The sequence below is a fragment of the Oceanobacillus sp. NCCP-135 genome, assembly GCF_059698015.1.
Map to the genome: position 1 here is coordinate 60,166 of NZ_BAAKSZ010000019.1, position 21,012 is coordinate 81,177.

Annotated in this window: 19 protein-coding genes and 1 other RNA gene; 2 read left to right on the forward strand and 18 right to left on the reverse strand. The window is 37.8% G+C overall.

Annotated elements, in window-relative coordinates; all coding sequences use genetic code 11:
• Positions 1-4: 4 nt before the first annotated feature.
• The 8 genes from AC6HVZ_RS13690 to AC6HVZ_RS13725 form a co-directional block, all read right to left on the reverse strand.
• A complete protein-coding gene (locus AC6HVZ_RS13690; protein ID WP_497558730.1) occupies positions 5-1,048 on the reverse strand; it encodes an ArsR/SmtB family transcription factor in 1,044 nt (347 codons plus the stop codon).
• A 251-nt stretch (positions 1,049-1,299) separates the two neighbouring features.
• Positions 1,300-1,666, reverse strand: a transfer-messenger RNA (tmRNA) gene (gene ssrA, locus AC6HVZ_RS13695).
• Positions 1,667-1,783: 117 nt separating this feature from the next.
• Positions 1,784-2,248, reverse strand: coding sequence for an SsrA-binding protein SmpB (gene smpB / locus AC6HVZ_RS13700; protein ID WP_497558731.1), 465 nt, complete (start codon positions 2,246-2,248; stop codon positions 1,784-1,786).
• An 82-nt stretch (positions 2,249-2,330) separates the two neighbouring features.
• Complete coding sequence (gene zupT, locus AC6HVZ_RS13705; RefSeq protein WP_497558732.1) at positions 2,331-3,140, reverse strand: zinc transporter ZupT; 810 nt, start codon at positions 3,138-3,140, stop codon at positions 2,331-2,333.
• Between the two features lie 375 nt (positions 3,141-3,515).
• Complete coding sequence (gene rnr, locus AC6HVZ_RS13710) at positions 3,516-5,684, reverse strand: ribonuclease R (RefSeq protein ID WP_497558733.1); 2,169 nt, start codon at positions 5,682-5,684, stop codon at positions 3,516-3,518.
• A gap of 48 nt (positions 5,685-5,732) precedes the next feature.
• Complete coding sequence (locus AC6HVZ_RS13715; RefSeq protein WP_497558734.1) at positions 5,733-6,479, reverse strand: alpha/beta hydrolase; 747 nt, start codon at positions 6,477-6,479, stop codon at positions 5,733-5,735.
• 122 nt (positions 6,480-6,601) lie between these two features.
• On the reverse strand, positions 6,602-6,832 hold the full coding sequence (gene secG, locus AC6HVZ_RS13720) for a preprotein translocase subunit SecG (protein WP_497558735.1): 231 nt from the start codon (positions 6,830-6,832) through the stop codon (positions 6,602-6,604).
• Between the two features lie 247 nt (positions 6,833-7,079).
• On the reverse strand, positions 7,080-7,289 hold the full coding sequence (locus tag AC6HVZ_RS13725) for an Rpn/YhgA-type helix-turn-helix domain-containing protein (protein ID WP_497558736.1): 210 nt from the start codon (positions 7,287-7,289) through the stop codon (positions 7,080-7,082).
• A gap of 172 nt (positions 7,290-7,461) precedes the next feature.
• On the opposite strand from AC6HVZ_RS13725, the gene AC6HVZ_RS13730 reads away from it, so the two are divergent.
• Positions 7,462-8,376, forward strand: a complete 915-nt coding sequence (locus AC6HVZ_RS13730; RefSeq protein ID WP_497558737.1) for an alpha/beta hydrolase — start codon at positions 7,462-7,464, stop codon at positions 8,374-8,376.
• A gap of 108 nt (positions 8,377-8,484) precedes the next feature.
• Positions 8,485-10,197, forward strand: a complete 1,713-nt coding sequence (gene ptsP, locus AC6HVZ_RS13735) for a phosphoenolpyruvate--protein phosphotransferase (protein WP_497558738.1) — start codon at positions 8,485-8,487, stop codon at positions 10,195-10,197.
• Positions 10,198-10,436: 239 nt separating this feature from the next.
• Here ptsP and AC6HVZ_RS13740 read toward each other — a convergent pair whose 3' ends face one another.
• The 10 genes from AC6HVZ_RS13740 to AC6HVZ_RS13785 form a co-directional block, all read right to left on the reverse strand.
• On the reverse strand, positions 10,437-11,024 hold the full coding sequence (locus AC6HVZ_RS13740) for a nitroreductase family protein (RefSeq protein ID WP_497558739.1): 588 nt from the start codon (positions 11,022-11,024) through the stop codon (positions 10,437-10,439).
• A gap of 84 nt (positions 11,025-11,108) precedes the next feature.
• Positions 11,109-12,083, reverse strand: coding sequence for a nucleoside hydrolase (locus AC6HVZ_RS13745; protein ID WP_497558740.1), 975 nt, complete (start codon positions 12,081-12,083; stop codon positions 11,109-11,111).
• Positions 12,084-12,468: 385 nt separating this feature from the next.
• Entirely contained in the window at positions 12,469-13,755 is a 1,287-nt protein-coding gene (gene eno / locus AC6HVZ_RS13750; protein WP_497558741.1) for a phosphopyruvate hydratase, read from the reverse strand.
• Between the two features lie 243 nt (positions 13,756-13,998).
• Positions 13,999-15,543: a 2,3-bisphosphoglycerate-independent phosphoglycerate mutase gene (gene gpmI / locus AC6HVZ_RS13755; RefSeq protein ID WP_497558742.1), complete on the reverse strand. Its 1,545-nt coding sequence runs from the start codon at positions 15,541-15,543 to the stop codon at positions 13,999-14,001.
• Entirely contained in the window at positions 15,540-16,298 is a 759-nt protein-coding gene (tpiA, locus tag AC6HVZ_RS13760; RefSeq protein WP_497558752.1) for a triose-phosphate isomerase, read from the reverse strand. Before tpiA ends, gpmI begins: the two co-directional genes overlap by 4 nt.
• Before the next feature lie 29 nt (positions 16,299-16,327).
• The gene (locus AC6HVZ_RS13765; protein ID WP_497558743.1) at positions 16,328-17,509 is read right to left on the reverse strand and encodes a phosphoglycerate kinase; all 1,182 of its coding nucleotides are present in this window, start codon (positions 17,507-17,509) and stop codon (positions 16,328-16,330) included.
• Positions 17,510-17,683: 174 nt separating this feature from the next.
• Entirely contained in the window at positions 17,684-18,691 is a 1,008-nt protein-coding gene (gene gap / locus AC6HVZ_RS13770; protein ID WP_497558744.1) for a type I glyceraldehyde-3-phosphate dehydrogenase, read from the reverse strand.
• 32 nt (positions 18,692-18,723) lie between these two features.
• The gene (locus tag AC6HVZ_RS13775; protein WP_497558745.1) at positions 18,724-19,749 is read right to left on the reverse strand and encodes a sugar-binding transcriptional regulator; all 1,026 of its coding nucleotides are present in this window, start codon (positions 19,747-19,749) and stop codon (positions 18,724-18,726) included.
• A 195-nt stretch (positions 19,750-19,944) separates the two neighbouring features.
• Positions 19,945-20,187, reverse strand: coding sequence for a glutaredoxin family protein (locus AC6HVZ_RS13780; RefSeq protein ID WP_497558746.1), 243 nt, complete (start codon positions 20,185-20,187; stop codon positions 19,945-19,947).
• A gap of 8 nt (positions 20,188-20,195) precedes the next feature.
• Positions 20,196-20,801 (reverse strand): RNA polymerase factor sigma-54, encoded by a 606-nt coding sequence (locus AC6HVZ_RS13785; RefSeq protein WP_497558753.1) that lies wholly within the window; start codon positions 20,799-20,801, stop codon positions 20,196-20,198.
• Positions 20,802-21,012 lie beyond the last annotated feature (211 nt).

Genomic DNA, 21,012 nt, shown 5'->3' on the forward strand with positions numbered 1-21,012 from the left:
TTAATCATTGTTTGATGTACTGGTCTAATTCCTTGAAAAGCAGTCCCAATACATTAGCTTTAAGGGAATATTTCGATCCGCTCATCTCAACAAGTTTAGCTGCCCGTAATATTTTTAAGTGATGATGAATTGTCGTTTTACCCATATTTAACTGTTCTGTTAGATTTTGTAATGAACGATCATTTTCCGATAACAATTTTACTAGCCGAAGCCTAACCTCATCTCCCAGTGCCTTATGCTTTTGTACTAAGAAATTGCTTGGCATATATTTATCATTTGGTGATAAACTATCGTTTGCTACTGGGTAGTAAAATACTTTTGTCTCTTCAAGATCTGCTTCAATGTTCCAAGGACGATAGACATACTGTGGAATAAGTAAAACTTTATGAACACTTGGTTCAGGTAGATAGTTGACTCCCCCAGTTGCCCATTGAACAAGTTCTTCGGGAGACATTTTTTCTTTCATTTGATTTTTAGATTGATAATCGGTTTGTAATATTTGTTGCGTCTGTTCTAGATTGGGAGTAATTACTGATTCGTACCATCCTGTCATAACCTCAATCAGATGAGATTTAAGCTCATTTGCATCAGCTTTACTAATGAATTCTATGTACTGAGGAAAAAAGGGATTTTCACATGTTATTCTTTTCAGTTCTAAGATAGCACCCTCTTCTCCATGAGCAGCACTTTCCCTTAAATGTTGAAATTTATCCCCGATAAAAGGTAGACAAATGAATTTTAAATCAGTAGCCTGCAACAATTTGACACTGGAACAAAACTCACTTAAGTTATTACCTTCATTTTGATGAAGTAATTGTAATAGTGCTTTCCAAGTATTGTTCTTCTCCACATAATCCAAAAGATTTAAAAGGTCTGTTGAAAGTGTTCCTTTAAGTTCTTCCCAGTAAGTTGCTGGTTTTTCTAATGTGTTAATTAACCGGGAATTCGTTACTGCTGCAATCCCAAGAGCACATTCCCATAGTGGAGAATAAGCTAACTGAACATCATACGTTTCTCTTTTTCTACTTGTCGCATGTATTATTTCCATAAAATCACCTCTTAGAGTATTTTCTTGTTTGAAATTATTATAAGTTAACTGAATGAATAATTCAATAATTATTGAATATAAGGTTTCAAAAATATTGAATATATAAATTAGAACTTTTTGAAAGCATAAAAAAACGCACTTTGATAATAAATGAAATCAAAGAACGTCTTTTATTAGTTCTTTCAATTTTTCTGCATCAGGTCTGACGCTTTACATTACAATAAGCACAAAAAAACCACCAACATATGTATTGGTGGAGACGGTGGGAATCGAACCCACGTCCAGAGATATCGCCACTCAGGCTTCTACACGCATAGTTGGTATATTATCATTCGCTAACCTTTTCAGCCTACCAACACGCTTCAAAGTAGCTAGTCTGATTGGATTCGATTAACATCCTCAGACGGTGGATGCTAATATAGCCCGCTTCATTTGAGACCCTTCGATCTGCACCACGGGCAAGTGCAGGAAGGATCGCTTTAGGCTACTTACGCAGCTGCTAAAGCAGGTTGATTATTAGTTTTGCCAGTTATATTTAGGCGAGTAACGTTTTACGAGCCGTAACCTCGACGCGCAACCTTGAGCTCAATCTACCCCTGTCGAATCCGTAACGCCCCCATTTAGAATGAGAAACGCTCGGTAGTAGCTGAGCATTTATTTAATTATATCTTATCGAACACTTCTTATTATATCAGAAATCTCACTTAAATCAAGCGCTGGAAGGAATTACAAGAACTATCTCATATGATCCTTTAACGCACGATCCACATCACGCTTCATTTGCTTGCGTTTGAGATCTTCCCGCTTATCGTATTTCTTTTTCCCTCTTCCAAGTCCTAGCAAAATTTTGGCATATCCATTTTTTATATAGATTTTAAGTGGGATAAGTGCAAAACCCTGTTGTTGTGTCAATCCGATTAATTTATCAATTTCCTTTCGATGCAGGAGAAGTTTACGGGTACGGGTTGGATCATGATTATAACGATTTCCCTGTTCGTATTCCGCAATATGCAGATTGATCAATTTCACTTCCCCACGATCAATTCTCGCATGGGAATCTTTTATATTAACACGCCCATTTCTAAGTGATTTAATCTCCGTTCCCTGTAATACAATTCCAGCTTCATAGGTCTCTTCTATAAAATAATCATGGGATGCTTTTTTATTTTGTGCGATTGTTTTTCCTTGTCCTCTTGGCATAAGACTTCCTCCTTGCTTACATGGAACTCCATTTTACCAAAATTCCCGCTGCTATTCCAATTTAAATTAGAACATGCGTCATCTAAATAATTAATAATAGACTTAATGCCATAACTGCCATCCCACCAATAACGCCATAGATGGAAAGATGTGTCTCGTCATATTTTTTTGCCGCTGGCAGCAATTCATCCAAGGAGATAAATACCATAATACCTGCCACCATCGCAAATATTACGCCAAACACAACATCATTCAAAAATGGCATCAAGATCAAGAACGCTACAATCGCCCCTACTGGTTCAGCCAATCCGGATAAAAAGGATAGGCGAAAAGCTTTCTTCTTATCATTTGTTGCATAGTAAATCGGTACAGAAACTGCGATTCCCTCTGGTATATTATGAATTGCCACCGCTATTGCTATTGCCAATCCTAGTGCTGGATCCTGCAGGGTTGAAACAAATGTTGCGATACCTTCAGGAAAATTATGGATACCAATTGCCAGAGCTGTAAAGACACCCATTTTTAATAGTTCTGGATCCTTTGCTGTTGCTCCGGATTTTTGCATATCCTCTACCTTTTTAAGCTCATGAGGGTTTTTATTTTTAGGAATAAACTTATCAATGAGCGCAATTAACAGCATCCCTGCAAAAAACGCAATAACTGTTACCCAGTAACCTCGTTCATCACCAAGATCCCCAACTAATGCTTCTTGAGCCTTCGGAAAAATATCAATGAACGAGACATAGATCATTACTCCTGCTGAAAAGCCTAATGCAACAGATAAAAATTTCGTATTTGTTGTTTTTGCAAAAAATGCCAATAAACTCCCTATCCCTGTAGCAAGACCTGCAAACAAGGTAAATAAAAATGCAAGCATAACTTCCTCTGTCATGAAAATCCTCCTTCGGTATCCATCGATCGGATTGTTTGAAGTAAATTTATTTCTATATTATTTATGTGCTGTACAAAATGCAACTTGTTTATTTAAGTTTTATTGTATATCAGCTAACTTGTAGTATAGACAACAAACAATTTGATGTCAACAATAAAGTTTACCTGAGGCAAATTTAGTTAATGTAATCATATGCATTATTTCTTAGGATGATGCATGTTTTATTTTCGGCTTACGCTTATTACCAATAAGTGACGAAAGTCTTAAAAATAGCTTTTACTAATTTCCTAAGTAAAATTATAAATAAATCCCGTACAAAAAAACCACTAACCAGTTATAAAAACTGATCAGCGGTTTCTGTATTTCACTTTCATTTTATTTACGCTGCTTTGTTTTTCCTTTTTTACGTTTTCTCTTCGGCTTTTCAGCACGAATCATTTCGAAATCAACGGTGCGCTCATCTGTGTTTACACTAACTACTCTGACTTCTACCTCATCACCAATCCGGTAAATATTGCCTGTTCTCTCACCGATCATGGCATGGCTTTTTTCATCATGATGATAGTAATCATCGGTTAGATAGCTGACGTGGACAAGCCCTTCAATCGTATTTTCCAATTCTACAAATAGACCAAAGTTAGTGACAGAACTAATCACACCAGTGTATTCCTCGCCGATTTTACCCTGCATATATTCTGCTTTTTTTAAGTCATCTGTTTCCCGTTCTGCATCTACGGCAGCTCGCTCCATTTCAGATGTATGTCTAGCAATCTCAGGCAAATTATCCTTCCAGTGATTGATTGTTTTTTTATCCATTTGTTTGTTGATCAGATATGTTCGAATTAATCGGTGGACAATTAAATCAGGATATCTGCGTATTGGTGAAGTAAAATGCGTATAAAATTCTGTTGCCAAACCAAAGTGCCCAATACTTTGCGGATCATATTTTGCCTGTTTCATTGAACGCAGCATCAGCTTGGATACAATCATTTCCTCCGGTTTACCTTGCACTTGTTCGATAACCTTTTGCAAAGCTTGTGGATGTATCTCATTTGCCGTTCCTTTCACTGTATATCCTAGTCCTGCTAAAAATTCAAAAAAGCTTTGAAGTTTTCCTTGATCTGGATCTTCATGAATACGATGAATAAATGGAACATCCATCCAGTGAACATGTTCAGCAACGGTTTCGTTGGCGACCAGCATAAATTCTTCAATTAAGCGTTCACCAACCGATCGCTCACGCAAAATCACATCATTTGCCTTCCCATTTTCATCAACAAGCACTTGTGCCTCTTTAAATTCAAAGTCAATCGCTCCTCTTCCCATTCGTTTTTCATTTAAAATCGAAGCGAGTTTTTCCATTTGTTCAAACATGGAAACAAGTGCTTTATATTTATCTCGTATTTCCTCATCTTTATCTACCAGAATTTTATTTACATCTGTATAGGTCATTCTTTCGGCGGTTTTAATTACACTTTGAAAAATATCATGATTCACAACCTCACCAGAAGCGGTAATTTCCATTTCACAACCAAGAGTCAGCCGATCCATTTTAGGATTCAATGAACAAATTCCATTGGAGAGACGGTGTGGAATCATTGGTATAACTCTATCTACTAAATACACACTTGTTCCACGCTCATATGCCTCCTTATCCATGGCGGAGTCTTTTTCTACATAATAACTTACGTCTGCAATGTATACACCAAGCTTGTAATTTCCATTCCCAAGCTTTTTCACCATTATAGCATCATCCAGATCTTTGGCATCTGCACCATCAATGGTAACGATAACCTCGTTTCGCAAATCCCGACGACCAACCAGTTCTTCTTCGGAAATAATCTCTGACGTATTCTTTGCCTGATCAAGCACTTCATCAGGAAAGTCTATTTTGATTCCATGCTTATGAATAATAGAAATAATATCAATGCCAGGATCATTTTTATGACCAAGAATGTGAATAATTTCTCCTTCAGCACTTTTTCTACCCTCTGGATATTTGGTAATATGCGCAATAACCTTATGGCCGCTTACAGCCCCATTTGCCCTATTTTTAGGGATGAAAATATCATTTGGAATTCGTTTGTCATCTGCTATCACAAAGCCGAATGAACGATTATCTTCAAATGTACCAACAACTTGCAGCGTGGCACGTTCCAGTATTCGAATCACCGTACCTTCTGGGCGATTCCCATTATCATCCTTCTTCTCCAGACGTACCAGTACTTTATCCTTATTCATTGCTGAAGCCAGATCAGAATGGTGTATATATACATCTGTTTGTTCCTCATTATCAGGAATCAAAAATGCAAAACCCTTTGCATGCACCTGAATTCTGCCACGAACCAAATTCATCTTCTCAGGTAGACCGAAGCGATTTTTTCTTGTTCGTACAAGTTCACCCGTATCTTCAAGTTCGTTCAATGCTTTTACTAATTCTTTAAAATCAACTGCGTCTTCTATCTCAAGTACCTCTTCCAGTTCATCCACGGCTAATGGCTTTGTTCCATTTTCTTTAAAAAAATCTCGTATTTTATCTTTCATTCGTTCACCTTCTTTCCTTCCTATTCTTTCCTTTTTTTCCAAAAATAATCATTCATTCCAATGAAGTGTTTCCAGGAACTGATAAATATCCTCATGTAACTGTTCCTTTTCTTTATCCAATGTAATCACATGCCCGGAATTTTCATACCACTTGATTTCTTTCACAACAGATTCAACATTGTCATAAATATAATTGGCGCTTTTTGGATTAATCATTTCATCCTTACAGGCCTGGGCCACCATAGTTGGAGCATAAATCATATCAATTTCATTTTTCACATCGGTAATAAACACACCTAATTGTTTAAACATGTCTGTTGAATTTTCCATAAGTTCTGCTACTTCAGCTTGAATTGCTTTTTCATTTTTCCCTTCCAGCTGTTTATACTCTGTTGAAAATGATTGAAAGCCCTTCGTTAATTGTGTTTCATTATCAAAAAACATTGGTGAGCACATGGTAATGATTGCTTTTATTCCCTTTGAATACGCAAGCTTTAAACCCAAAACACCGCCAAGCGAAAGTCCTGCTACAGCAATTTCCTTATAGCCAAGTTCCTGAAGATGCTGAAATGCTGTTAGCACATCCTGCCACCACTCTTCAGAACCCGCTTTTATTAATTCCTCTGGTGGCAGTCCATGTCCCCTATAGATAGGTGCGTGACTTGTATAGCCTTTCTTTTGCAAAAATCTTCCCAGCATTCTTACGTCTGCGGAATGCCCTGTAAACCCGTGTAATAACAATACCGCACGTGGACCTGCTTCAAACGTAAAAGGTTTTGGTTGCACTACTTTCATTAAAGTTCATCTCCTTAGCTGTTACCTACTAGTTATATTACCCTTTATAATAGATTGTACATCATTCGTGAAACTAAAAACCCTTATCACGCTTTTTTTGTGATAAGGGTTTTTAGTTTCTATTAAACAATATATCCACTTAGAAAAGCCAGTATGAAGAATAAGACACCGGTAACTATTGTACTTCGGTGTAACACCAAATCTAAACCTCGTGCTTTTTGTTTACCGAATAATTGTTCCGCTCCTCCGGAAATCGCTCCTGAAAGACCGGCACTTGCTCCTGACTGTAATAAGATTAGTACAATCATGATAATTGCATCAACCACTAATAATATGTTTACTAAACTAGCCATGATTACTAAGACACCCCCTGATACGTAGAAAAGCACATGTCTGTTCCATCCCTACAAATTCTACCACATGGGAGATTCACTTGAGAAACCAGACATACCAATACCTATTGAATACTTTAGCATAATACTGATTTATAAAGCAAGTTATTTTTTCGTATAATTCCTGTGCTATGTTTCTTAGGGTAGTTTTTCCTTTTTTGACCCAAGCTCCAAAATAGTTTCTTATTCACTCCAGAGTACAAGAATTTCATGTTACTAATTTCCTGATTTCATCCCTGCTTAGTTCAGTTATTTCAGCAATTTCATCAATAGGCATTCCCTTCATTAAAAGCCTTTTTGCGACTTTCAATGCTTTGTCCATCTCACCCTCTTTTATCCCTTCTTTTTTGCTCTCGCTGCTTCTTTTCTCCAATCTTTCCAAATGCCTTTGCACACTTTCGCCTAAGTTTGAAATCATTAGTTTCGCCTCCTTTGGATTTGCACGATCTATTATTTTTTCCATTTCTTCTTGTTGTTCTATTGGGAATTGCTAGAGCTTTTAAACTTCCAGTGGTACAAACTGGACGTTTCTCCTAATTAATTTTATCATTATAAATAAAGCTATCAACAGGGATAGGAAGGTTGCTCTAATGGAAAAAACGTTTTGGATGAAGATGGATGACAATGTCGAAATTTATGTAAAAAAATGGTTCACTCAAGGAGAAAAGCCAAAAGCAATTGTACAGCTTTCTCATGGGATGGTTGAACATATAAATCGTTACAATCAGGTTGCGGAGTATTTGCTCAGTAAAAATATTTTTGTATATGGTAATGATCAACGGGGACATGGCAATACTGGTGAAAAGCAGGGGGTACTTGGTTATTTTGCCGAAGAGGATGGTTTCGCAAAAACAACGGAGGATTTGTATGCCATAACAAGACAAATTAAATTAGATTATCCACACACCCCTATATTTCTCTTGGGACATAGTATGGGATCTTTTTTAATAAGAAATTACCTGCAGGAATATAGCGCGGAAATTGATGGTGCTATTTTGTCTGGAACTGGTCATTTTCCAACACTAAAATCCCGTGCTGGTAGGAAATTAGCAGAAATGCTACCTGCAAAAGAAGAATCCAAACTTATGAATTCACTTGCATTTGGCAAATATAATAAAAAAATAAAACCTAAAAACACAGGATTTGACTGGCTTTCCGGTGATGAAAAGGCTGTTCAAACCTATATAGCTGATCCTCACACGGGATTTATTCCCACATCACGATTTTTCTATGATCTAATGTCAGGATTAATAACAATGTATGACCAAAAGCGAAATCGATCCATTCGAAAAGACCTCCCACTATTAATAATAAGCGGGGATGCTGATCCGGTTGGCAATTATTCAAAAGGAACTTGGAAAACAGCACATCTCTACGAAAAGATCGGCCTTGAAAAGATTACAACGATGCTTTTTGAGGGTCGCCGGCATGAATTATTAAATGAATTGAATAAAGATGAAGTATATACGTCAATTTATGGATGGGTGGAAAAACAACTATTGTGAACGATTGAGCACGACTTGGATAGATTCCTTGAACAAGACGATGAATAAGTTTAAAATAGAGTAAGAGTGCGTACAGCTTATCTGATAATTTGAAAGGCGGAAATAGATATGAAAAACATCCAGGGAATTGCAGCCTCGTCCGGTATTGCAATTGCAAAGGCATACCATCTGGAATCACCAGATTTATCTTTTGAAAAGAAATCCATAGATAATCCAAACGTTGAAATAGAGCGACTAGATAAAGCACTGGAAATTTCAAAGCAGGAGCTCGAAAAGATCAAGGAACATACTAAAGATGAACTTGGTGACGAGCATGCGGAAATTTTCTCAGCACATCTTCTGGTTTTAAGTGACCCAGAGCTTATCAATCCGATGAACGACAAGATTTCATCTGATAACGTGATGGCAGAAGAAGCTTTAGAGGAAGTTACTAACATGTTTATTGACATGTTTAAAAACATGGAAAATGAATATATGCGTGAGCGTGCTGCCGATATTCAGGATGTGACAAAACGTGTGATGGCACATTTGCTCGGTGTATCTTTTCCCAATCCTGCATTAATAGATGAAGAGGTAATTGTACTTGCAAATGATTTGACCCCATCTGACACAGCACAGCTAAATCGGCAATTTGTAAAAGGGTTTGCAACAGATATTGGTGGTCGTACATCACATTCAGCAATTATGGCACGTTCGCTTGAAATTCCTGCAGTTGTCGGAACAAAAGAAATCACAGCGGCAGTTTCGCAAAATGATCTGGTAATTGTTGACGGAAACGAAGGTATCATACTTATCAATCCATCGGACGAAGAACTTGCAGCATATCACGAAAAGCAAGAAGCATTTGCTAAGCAAAAAGAAGAATGGGCTAAATTAAAAGAAGAGCCAACCTTCTCAGCAGATGGGGAACAGGTAGAACTAGCCGCAAACATTGGTACACCCAATGATGTTGAAGGTGTAATAAACAATGGGGGCGAAGGAGTCGGCCTGTATCGTACAGAGTTTTTATACATGGGGAAAAATGAATTACCAACTGAAGATGAGCAATATGATGCATACAAATCCGTACTGGAGCAAATGGGTGACATGCCTGTAGTTGTTCGTACATTGGATGTTGGTGGTGATAAGGAATTAAATTATTTGGACATGCCGAAAGAACTTAATCCATTTTTAGGCTATCGTGCAATTCGTTTCTGTTTAGAAAATGAACATGTCTTTCGTCCGCAACTGCGTGCACTACTACGTGCAAGTGTACATGGAAATCTAAAAATAATGTTCCCTATGATTGCTACACTTGAAGAATTTCGTCAAGCGAAAGCACTTTTATTGGATGAAAAAGAAGCACTAAAAAATGAAGGTGTGAAGGTTTCGGATCATATAGAGGTTGGAATTATGGTCGAAATTCCATCAACTGCAGTAATCGCAAAACAATTTGCAAAAGAGGTTGACTTCTTTAGTATAGGAACAAACGATTTAATCCAGTATACAATGGCTGCGGATCGTATGAATGAACAGGTTTCTTACCTTTATCAACCGTATCATCCAGCTATATTGAACCTTGTAAACAATGTTATTGAAGCAGCACATAGTGAAAATAAATGGGCTGGTATGTGTGGCGAAATGGCCGGCGATCCTATTGCCATTCCAATATTATTGGGACTTGGATTAGACGAATTTAGTATGAGTGCTACATCTGTTTTACCTGCACGAACACAAATACGTGAACTTTCCAAGAAAAATTTGGCAGCGAATAAGGATAGAATACTGGCAATGGGAACGGCAGAAGAAGTGGTGGAATTTGTAAAGGATTTAATAGAATAACAGTACCTGAGCGCTTAGTCCGAGATTGGGCCGGGTGCTTTTTTGTGGCTTGGTGGGGGGGATATTGTGTACGAGTTTGGTCGGGTGCGTACGACTTGAGAGTGGTGGTACATGACTTTACGGATGCGGTGTGCGACTTTTGGGATGTGGCGCGCGACTTTAAGTGGGTGCAGTGCACGACTTCGAGGATGTACTGCACTACTTAGAGTGAAACCTGTCATTAGCAGACAGGCTTCAGCTTATTCCACTATAATTTCCATCTTTTCATCAATTGGAGTTCTGCCCTTATCACGTGGCACCCTTTCCGGATAACCTATCTGCATAACAGCTGCAATTTTCATTTCATCAGAGTCCAATCCAATTGCCTGCAGAAATTCTGGGTCATGCATATAGGGGGTGATTGTCCAAAGCATTCCAACCCCATACTCCCATGCCGCCAACTGAGCATTTTGAATAAACGCACAAACAGCAGCGTACTCCTCTTCATAGTGAACCGGATTATCTTCTCTCTTCAAATAAATAACAGCATGATGTGGAATTGCTAATAGGAACTTTTTCATCGATTCAATCATTTTCAAAGTTTTTGGATCATTATCTTTTTTTATCATGCCAATTCGCTGGTAACTCCTAATAATTGCATCAATCAATGCCTGCTTCCCCTTTTCCTGATACAATTTAATATTCCAGGGCTCTTTCATATAATGTGTGGGTGCGTAAGATCCATAGGTGAAAATTTCGCTTAATATCCTATGATCGACTTCTTGTTCTTTAAATGCATGGATGGATCTTCGTTCTTTAATTGCTTTAAAAATATCTATGGAACTCACCTCTTCATCTAATATAGTATTAGCTTAGCACAACAGAAAGAGTGATAACAATGATGGCATCACTCTTTCGCTTCTAATATTTTATTAAAACTGCTGTCCTGTCATAATCGTCATAAAATTAATATAAAACCTCTGATAGTTTAATTTAAAAGCGATACGATGTCTTCTTACTCCTTCTTCATGCTCCATCGTATCATCAATCGTTACAAACGGTCTGATATCAGCAATGCTCTGTCCGCGTTCCGTTCCTTGCTGTGCTTGGACCACATGGACAGGGAGTTCTTGGAATGTGAACATTTCTTCAAGGATCGTTGCCATTAATGTCAAAACATCATGAAGTGGACTTCCTTGAACATTGGGATTTCTTTCCTTATAAAAATCATAGTAATAATCGATTAATGGCTTCACAATGTCTATTTCACCAACACTGTCAATATAATCCACCATTTGTGGTGTAGCAATTGCCCGTTCTGTTACATTCAGGGGGATGATGGTGATGTTTTCGGCATAGGTTAATACAACCTGTGCCGCTACAGGATCTCCGTGAAAGTTTGCTTCAGATACTGCTGTTACATTGCCAGGAACCCAAAATGCTCCACCCATCATATAAATTCCTTTAATTTTACTCATTAACTCACGGTATAAAATAAATAATGTAGCCAGGGAGGTTAATCTTCCAATATTAACAATAATTAATTCATCCTGGTGCTCTTTAATGATATCTACAACATCAAGAAAATTTTCACTGATAATGCCCTGGTTATTGATAGGGGGGATAATGGGGCCCAATCCATACTCCCCGTGTATTTCCGGAACATATTCAGGAAGCTCGCCTGTCATCGGCACTTCAGCACCAACGATTATCTTTACTTCTTCTATCTCTACTGAATCAAATAAACTTCTGACGTAATTAATATTAGCGATCGCATTCTCCCTCGAAACATTTCCATAGTCTGCTACTACACCAACAATATCGATTTCGTCATTTAAATAGGCATAGATCAGTGCTATCGTATCATCAATTCCAATATCACCAAATAACAGCACCTTTTGTACCAATATGATCCCTCCAATTTTTGTACTTATTTATTGTATTACACCATCAATTCGTCCTATGCCGATTGTGGAGAGAGTTGGCTGTGTACTGCTTGATTTAAGCGGTATGTAAAGTAATATCATCGCTTTATTTCGCTTTTTATTTTCTTTTAAAAAAGCTGTTCTCTAAAAGATCGGAACGTTAAGTGTTTGCTCATCTCACCGATGAGGGTGTTCTATTCGACTGGTTGCAGCCGTTTCAGCCGCGTTCGGGGGTAGAGAAGCCGACGCAGTGTATTTTCCGAGCGCAATATTACGTCACACTTTATATCCACTGCAACACTTTACTATAAGAGCAAAAAAATAAAGAGACAGATCACTCTGCCTCTTCTCCATCAAATTCAACTATTTATTTTTTTAAGTTATAAAATGCACTCAAACCTGCATATTCACCCATGCCTGCCAGTTCATCTTCAATACGCAATAACTGGTTGTATTTCGCTACACGATCTGTCCGTGATGGCGCACCTGTTTTGATTTGACCTGCATTCGTTGCTACTGCGATATCGGCAATTGTGGCATCTTCTGTCTCACCGGAACGATGGGAAATAACTGCTGTATAGCCAGCTCGTTTTGCCATTTCAATTGCTTCAAAGGTTTCTGTAAGTGTACCAATTTGATTCACTTTAACCAGAATAGAATTTCCTACGCCTTGCTCAATTCCTTGAGAAAGTTTTGCTGTATTTGTTACAAATAAGTCGTCCCCTACTAATTGGACTTTGTCTCCAAGGCGTTCTGTCAATAATTTAAACCCTTCCCAGTCGTTTTCATCCAGTCCGTCTTCAATAGAAATGATTGGATATTTTTCTACCATTTCCGCATACCAATCCACCATTTCCACCGATGTGCGGACAACCCCTTCTCCTTTAAGGTTGTATTTCCCATCCGCAAAAATTTCAGATGCAGCTACATCCATCGCCAGTTTAACTTCCTCACCTGGTTTATAGCCGGCTGCTTCAATTGCTTCTACAATGGTTTGAAGTGCCTCTTCATTTGAACCTAAGTTTGGGGCAAAACCACCTTCATCACCAACTGCAGTATTATAGCCTTTTGATTTTAGTACATTCTTCAATGAATGGAAAATTTCTGCACCTGTACGCAATGCTTCCTGGAATGTTGGTGCTGCAACCGGCATTACCATGAATTCCTGGATATCTACGTTGTTGTCAGCATGTTCTCCTCCATTTAAAATGTTCATCATTGGTGTTGGGAGTGTTTTTGCATTAAATCCACCTAAATAGTTATACAAAGGAATTTCCAGATAACTTGCTGCAGCGTGAGCAACCGCCATGGAAACACCCAAAATTGCATTGGCCCCCAAATTGGCTTTGTTTTCTGTGCCATCAAGTTCAATCATTAGGGAATCAATGATATTTTGGCGTGTTACATCAATTCCAATTAATTCTGGTGCAATCACTTCATTTACATTCTGAACAGCTTTTAAGACACCTTTTCCTAAATAACGCTCTTTATCTCCATCACGCAATTCAACCGCTTCATACTCACCTGTTGAAGCACCACTTGGAACTAATGCTGCTCCAAATGCACCCGATTCTGTAAATACTTCAACCTCTACTGTTGGGTTACCACGAGAATCCAATACTTCACGAGCGTATATGTCTGTAATATATGGCATTAAAATCTCTCCTTTGTTTTAGTGGATTTTCAAAAAAGTCCGGTAAAAATGACACATCGAATTTCTTCGTTGGCTTGCTTTTTCGTTCCTCACGTATCAATTGCATACGTTCCGATACTGAAAAACTACGCCGCCTCGAACTTCTCGGTCATTTTATCCTTCTTTTTGAAGTCACTCTTTTACTTTAAGTAAGACAATTGTACAGTTATTTAACCGATAAGAAAAGCGTAGAATTCCACCACGTCAACTTTTTGATTTAATTAATGATTTGCCAGTCATTTCCATTGGCTTTTCTATTTGTAATAAATCCAGCAATGTTGGAGATAAATCTGCTAAAATTCCCCCATCACGTAATTCAATTCCTTCTTTTGTCACGATAACAGGAACGGGATTCGTCGTATGTGCAGTCATTGGATCTCCTTCAAGGGTAATAACTTCATCGGAATTTCCGTGATCTGCCGTGATAATTGCAGTCCCACCTAGTGTTGAAATCTTATCAACAATTTTCCCAAGACATTCATCCACTGCCTCAATTGCGTCGATTGTTGGTTGTAATTTACCGGAATGGCCAACCATATCTGGGTTTGCAAAATTTAAAATAATTGCATTTTGCTGACCTGAATCAAGCTCTTCCAGCAATGCATCTGTAACTTCATATACACTCATCTCTGGCTTCAAGTCATATGTTGCCACCCTAGGTGAGTCGATTAAAATCCTTTTTTCACCGGGAAACGCTTGTTCACGGCCACCACTCATAAAAAAGGTTACATGCGGATATTTTTCCGTTTCAGCGATGCGTAATTGCTTCATTCCATTTTGTGAAAGCACTTCACCAACCGTATTATCAAGGTTTACAGGCTCATATGCAACATAACCATCAACGGTTTCACTAAAACTTGTCAGCATAACAAAATCTAAATCCTTAGGAGCATTTTCTCCCCGGTCAAAATCCCGAAAATCCGCATTTGCAAACGTACGAGAGATTTGAATGGCACGATCTGGGCGGAAGTTATAAAAAATAATCGAATCATTACTCTGTACTTTTCCTACTGGATCACCATTTTCATCTGTAATCACAGAAGGAATAACGAACTCATCGTAAATTCCATTTTCATAGGAATCATGAATAACTTCCATCGGTTCCCGGTATTTTGGACCAGCACCATAAACCATAGCATCATAGGCCTTCTTTACACGATCCCAACGTTTATCACGGTCCATTGAGTAATATCGTCCGGAAATTGTAGCAAATTCGCCCACGCCTAGTTCCTTCATTTTATCTTCTGTTTGTTTAATGTAGTCACCTGCCGTTTGTGGTCCAACATCACGTCCGTCTAAAAATGCATGTACATATACATTTTCCAGTCCGCTATCTTTTGCTAATTTTAATAATGCAAACAAATGATTAATATGACTGTGGACACCACCGTCTGATAATAAACCAAAAAGGTGTAATGCTTTATCATGCGTTTTTGCATGATGGATCGATTTCAGAAAAGCGTCCACTTCAAAAAAATCGCCTTCTTTGATCGATAAATTCACACGAGTCAAGCTTTGATATACAATACGCCCTGCACCAATATTTAAATGACCAACTTCTGAATTACCCATTTGGCCTTTAGGAAGTCCAACCGCTTCACCACTTGCCGTCAATTGATTATGAGCATATTTATTCCAGTAACGATCAAAATTGGGTGTGTTTGCTTGCTTGACTGCATTTCCAATCACTTCATCACGGATAGCAAATCCATCTAAAATAATTAATGCAGCTAATTTATTCTGATTCATTTTGTACCTGCCTCCACAAGCTGTAAAAAGGAATCTACTTCTAAACTTGCACCACCAACAAGTGCACCATCGATATCAGATTGCATTAGTAATTCTTCTACATTCGCTGGTTTCACACTACCACCATACTGAATAATTACTTTTTCAGCCGTATCTTCAGATGTTACCCCTTTTACCACATTACGAATATACGTACATACTTCATTAGCATCTTCACTGGATGCTGTTTTCCCTGTTCCAATTGCCCAAATTGGTTCATAAGCAATAATTGTCTCTGCCACTTGCTCATTGGACAGTCCTTCTAATGCTTTTTTCACCTGATCTTCCACATGATTCATCGTTTCATTTGCTTCACGCTGCTCAAGTGTTTCACCTACACATACAATCGGTGTTAATCCATGGTTAAATGCAGCATGTGTTTTCTTATTTACTGTTCCATCGGTTTCTGCAAAATATTCACGTCGCTCAGAATGTCCTAACACAACATGTGTGACACCAAGATCTTTGAGCATTACCGGACTTACTTCTCCAGTAAACGCACCATTATCTTCATAATGCATATTTTGTGCACTGACTTTTACATCTGATCCATTCGTTTTTTCAACGAGTGATGCTAAATAGGGATAGGGAGCACATACAATTGCTTCTACATTATCACTTTTAGGTGTTTTATTAACCACCTCTTCCACGAAATCATTTGCTTCAGATAAAATCTTGTTCATTTTCCAATTTCCAGCAATTACTTTTTTACGCATCATATCACCTCTCCAATTTAGTCTATTTTTTATTTGTCATTTAAAGCTTGAACACCTGGTAAAATCTTACCTTCCATAAACTCTAACGAAGCACCGCCCCCTGTGGAAACATGACCCATATCCTCTGCAAAGCCGAATTTCTCAACAGCTGACGCCGAATCTCCTCCACCAATGATCGTATATCCTTCTGTGGTTGCTAAGCTTTCAGCAACTGCTTTTGTACCACCAGCAAATGCACTTATTTCAAAAACGCCCATTGGTCCATTCCAAATGACAAGCTTTGAATCAGCTACCATCCGACTAAATTGCTCACGTGTTTCAGGACCAATATCTAATGCTTCCCAGTCAGCAGGAATTTGATCAATAGCAACTACTTTCGTGTTCGCTGTTTCTGAAAAGTCATCTGCTACAACGGCATCAACGGGAAGTACAAAATTAACACCTTTATCCTTCGCCTTTTTCATGAACTCTTTGGCCAGATCAATCTTATCTTCTTCCAATAATGATTTTCCAATTTCATACCCCTGTGCTTTAATGAAGGTATACGCTAAACCGCCGCCAATTATTAAGTTATCTACTTTATCCAATAAGTTATCAATTACATTTATTTTATCCTTAACCTTTGCACCACCAATAATTGCAGTAAATGGACGCACTGGATTTTCCAAAGCTTTCCCTAATATATCGATTTCCTTTTCCATCAAATAGCCCGCCACTGCAGGTAATTTTTCTGCAATGCCCGTTGTGGAAGCATGTGCACGATGTGCCGCACCAAATGCATCATTTACATAAAAATCAGCCATATCCGCAAAGCTCTGAGCTAATTCCGGATCATTTTTTTCCTCGCCCGCTGCAAAACGGACATTTTCAATTAATAGAATATCGCCATCACTCAGTTGAGATAAAGCTTCATTTACTTCTGCACCATATACATCATCCGTTTTTACAACATCTTTTCCAATTAATTCACTTAATCGCTCAGCAACGGGATCCAGACGTAATTTTTCAACCACTTGACCTTTAGGCCGACCGAGATGGCTTGCCAAAATGATGATTGCACCTTCCTCAGACAGATAGTTGATCGTTGGTAATGCTGCTTTGATTCTCGTATCATCTGTAACTTCTCCGTCTTTCATTGGCACATTAAAATCAACGCGACAAAAGACCTTTTTCCCTTTTACGTCAATGTCTTGAAGTGTTTTCTTATTCATTTGTACACCCTCCCAAATCTTAGACTTATGTAACTAGATACCACATTAGGTTTTCCCCTAATTGTATTCTTTTAATCATTATAACCTAACATGAACTCAAGTACTTTTTATATCTGAACATAACATAAATAAAGCGAAGAAGGAATGCTATCCCCCTCCGCTTATTGTAATTCCTTATAGTCCTTTTTCTTTCATAAATATAGCTAAGTCTACACAACGAGAGGAATAACCCATTTCGTTATCGTACCATGAAACAACTTTAACCATATTATCTTCCATCACCATTGTAGATAAACCATCAACAATAGATGAATGTGGATTTCCAACAATATCAGTTGAAACTAGCGGCGCTTCACTATATTCAAGAACATCTTTCAAATGACCTTCAGCAGCATCTTTAAGAGCTTTATTTACTTCTTCAGCTGTTACATTTGTATCTAATTCTGCCACTAAATCTACTAATGAGCCATCTGGTGTTGGTACGCGAACAGCCATACCATCAAGTTTACCGTCTAATTCTGGTAACACTAACCCAACTACTTTTGCCGCACCAGTCGTTGTAGGAATAATGTTTACTGCTGCTGCACGTGCCCGGCGATAGTCTTTATGTGGTAAATCCAAAATTTGCTGATCGTTTGTATAGGAATGGATTGTTGTCATTAGTCCACGTTTAAGTCCAAAAGTATCATGCAAAACTTTAGCAAATGGTGCTAAACAGTTTGTTGTACAAGAAGCATTGGAAATAATATTATGTTTGCTTGAATCATATTGATCTTCATTAACACCCATAACAATTGTTAAATCTTCATCACTTGCAGGTGCTGAAATAATTACTTTTTTCGCTCCAGCATCAATGTGTTTTTGGGCATCCTCACCTTTTGTAAAACGACCAGTAGATTCAATAACTACTTCTACTCCAAGATCTCCCCAGCCAAGGTTTGCCGGATCACGTTCTGATAGTACTTTGATTTCATTACCACCAACGACGATGCTCGCTCCATTTACAGATACTTCTTCTTCTAATATTCCATGAACGGAATCATATTTTAACAAGTGTGCAAGCATATTTGCATCTGTTAAATCATTTACTGCCACAACTTCTACATCATTATTTTTAAGTGCTTGACGAAATACGTTACGTCCAATTCTACCAAAACCGTTAATGCCAACTTTTACTGCCATGAATATTCCTCCTAATTTTACTTTAAATTTATTTAAAAGGGATTTTCCCTTAAAATCTGTTTTGCTGCCGCTTCGTCTGTAATAAGCAAATCGCTTTTACCTTGCTGAAAATAAGAAGCTATTGCTTTTCCTTTGGATTCTCCACCTGCTACTGTAATGACGTATTCAATTGAGGCTAAGTCCTCCAGCTGAATTCCAACTGTTCTAACCTTATGAACAATATTTCCCACAGAATCAAAATAATAACCAAATGCTTCACTAACCGCTTTATTTTCTATCAATTTCTGTGCGATAGACTCTGGTGTTTTTCTTCTTTCGGCCATTGTAAAAGCATCACCAATCCCGTGCAAAATCACATTAGAACCTTTTATTTGGTTTAACGTTTCGTTAATGGATGGCTCGTTGATAATCGTTTGGTAAGTAGATTCACTTAGTGGATCCGGTACATATAACAAACGATACTCTCCATTTGCTTTTCTAGCCATTTCAGCAACAATTGTATTTGCTTGGTTTTCTACTTTCTCACCAATCCCTCCACGTGCGGGCACAAATAAATAGCTGTTATTCGTTAATGGTGTCATCGCTTCAGCTACAGCAGCCATTGTAGTACCACCCGTTACAGCAATTGTATGGTTTGGCTTGATAATTTTTTTTAGGAAAGCTATACATGCTTTTCCCATTTCCTGTTTTACCCATTCATACTTATCACTGTTTCCAGGTACAATAATAATATCCTTCACCTGTAATTTATCCTTGATTTGCTTTTCTAAAACATTTAATCCTGCTACTTCACTCATAAATTGTGCTAACTGATCAAGAATTATTTTACCCTCTTTTGTAATATACATTCCTTTTGATGTAACGAAGATAAGACCTTGTTCGTTTAGGAAATCGATCTCACTTCTTACACTACGTTCCGTCAAATTTGTATTCTCCGCAAGCCCCCTTCTACCAATTGGTTGAAAAAGATCAACACTATGCAAAATGGAATACCTTTGGTGCATAACCTCCAAGAGATCAGGTAATAGTTTTTTCTGTAAATCAATTAAAGCTCTCATGGAAATACTCCTATTCGATGGACATAAAAAGTCCCAGATGGTTATATTATGTCCCGGTAAGGATAAAAAAATAAGCTTTCTTACAAATTCATTATAGCACAGTACAAATATTATTCAATTTATTTGCATGATTGTTTCTGTATAAGAGACAACTTCTCTTTATCGTATAAGAAAATTATAGCATCACCAATTTTTTTACACATTCTCCTTCAAAGCCTGTTCAAGTGAATCTACATTAACCTGCTCACAATCCAGTGTTGTATCATTTATTTTGACAAACGGGATCAATAACTGATATTCCTCAAGCCAGGCATCATTTGTATAAATATTCCTTTCTACCAGTTCAAATGGATATTCATGCTGAAGCATTAATAATAACGCCTTTGCCTCATCACATAATGAACAAATCTCTTTTGTATAAAAAATAACTTTTAACATGGCTACCTTCACTTCTTTCTTTTCCAGGATGAGGGAATATTTAATTGTTCACGGTATTTCATGACAGTACGTCGAGCAATTGTAATCCCGAACTCATCATTTAATTTCTCTTTTATTGCTTCATCTGATAAGGGGGCTTCTTCATGTTGAATCATTTCAAGTATCAGCTGCTTTATGGCAAAAGCTGCTGTCTGCTTGCCATCTTTCTGTCTAATTCCTGATTGCAGGAAAAAATTGAGTGGCAAGACGCCATTTTTTGTCTGTACATATTTATGGTTAATTGCTCGGCTGATTGTGGAAATATGCAAATCAAGATCCACAGCAATTTCCCGTAAAGTCAATGGCTGCAGCATAAAGATTCCATACTCAAAAAACATATATTGCTTTTCAAGTATTTTCCTTATAACCAGCTCCAGGGTATTAGTACGATAGGAAATAGCCTGATTTAGCCAGTTGATTTGCTTATATTTTTCCTTTAAATAAGCTGCTGCCTCTTTTTCAAAATCTTTGATGCCGATATATGCTTGATTAATTTCAATCGTTGGCGAATTCCACTTATAAAAGGAAATCTTCCACTTTCCTTCTTCCTTATAAATAGTTGCCTCTGGTAAGATGTATTCTCATGAGGGATTGGGTACACCAATTTGCCTTCCAGGACTTTCCTATGGAAGGGGGTGGTGTAGCCTATGGATATGAATGATGTATTAACGCTGATGATTTCTTTCGGCATGTTAATCGCTTTTATCACGTCCGATCAAAAGTAGAGTAGGAGGAGGGATTTCGCCCTCCGACCTCTCATCAAACCGTACGTGCAGATTTCCCGCA

Coding starts and splice junctions, on each gene's coding strand:
- AC6HVZ_RS13690 (WP_497558730.1), bottom strand. CDS start 1,048: ATGGAAATAATACATGCGACAAGTAGAAAAAGAGAAACGTATGATGTT.
- smpB (WP_497558731.1), bottom strand. CDS start 2,248: ATGCCAAGAGGACAAGGAAAAACAATCGCACAAAATAAAAAAGCATCC.
- zupT (WP_497558732.1), bottom strand. CDS start 3,140: ATGACAGAGGAAGTTATGCTTGCATTTTTATTTACCTTGTTTGCAGGT.
- rnr (WP_497558733.1), bottom strand. CDS start 5,684: ATGAAAGATAAAATACGAGATTTTTTTAAAGAAAATGGAACAAAGCCA.
- AC6HVZ_RS13715 (WP_497558734.1), bottom strand. CDS start 6,479: ATGAAAGTAGTGCAACCAAAACCTTTTACGTTTGAAGCAGGTCCACGT.
- secG (WP_497558735.1), bottom strand. CDS start 6,832: ATGGCTAGTTTAGTAAACATATTATTAGTGGTTGATGCAATTATCATG.
- AC6HVZ_RS13725 (WP_497558736.1), bottom strand. CDS start 7,289: ATGATTTCAAACTTAGGCGAAAGTGTGCAAAGGCATTTGGAAAGATTG.
- AC6HVZ_RS13730 (WP_497558737.1), top strand. CDS start 7,462: ATGGAAAAAACGTTTTGGATGAAGATGGATGACAATGTCGAAATTTAT.
- ptsP (WP_497558738.1), top strand. CDS start 8,485: ATGAAAAACATCCAGGGAATTGCAGCCTCGTCCGGTATTGCAATTGCA.
- eno (WP_497558741.1), bottom strand. CDS start 13,755: ATGCCATATATTACAGACATATACGCTCGTGAAGTATTGGATTCTCGT.
- gpmI (WP_497558742.1), bottom strand. CDS start 15,543: ATGAATCAGAATAAATTAGCTGCATTAATTATTTTAGATGGATTTGCT.
- tpiA (WP_497558752.1), bottom strand. CDS start 16,298: ATGCGTAAAAAAGTAATTGCTGGAAATTGGAAAATGAACAAGATTTTA.
- AC6HVZ_RS13765 (WP_497558743.1), bottom strand. CDS start 17,509: ATGAATAAGAAAACACTTCAAGACATTGACGTAAAAGGGAAAAAGGTC.
- gap (WP_497558744.1), bottom strand. CDS start 18,691: ATGGCAGTAAAAGTTGGCATTAACGGTTTTGGTAGAATTGGACGTAAC.
- AC6HVZ_RS13775 (WP_497558745.1), bottom strand. CDS start 19,749: ATGAGAGCTTTAATTGATTTACAGAAAAAACTATTACCTGATCTCTTG.
- AC6HVZ_RS13780 (WP_497558746.1), bottom strand. CDS start 20,187: ATGTTAAAAGTTATTTTTTATACAAAAGAGATTTGTTCATTATGTGAT.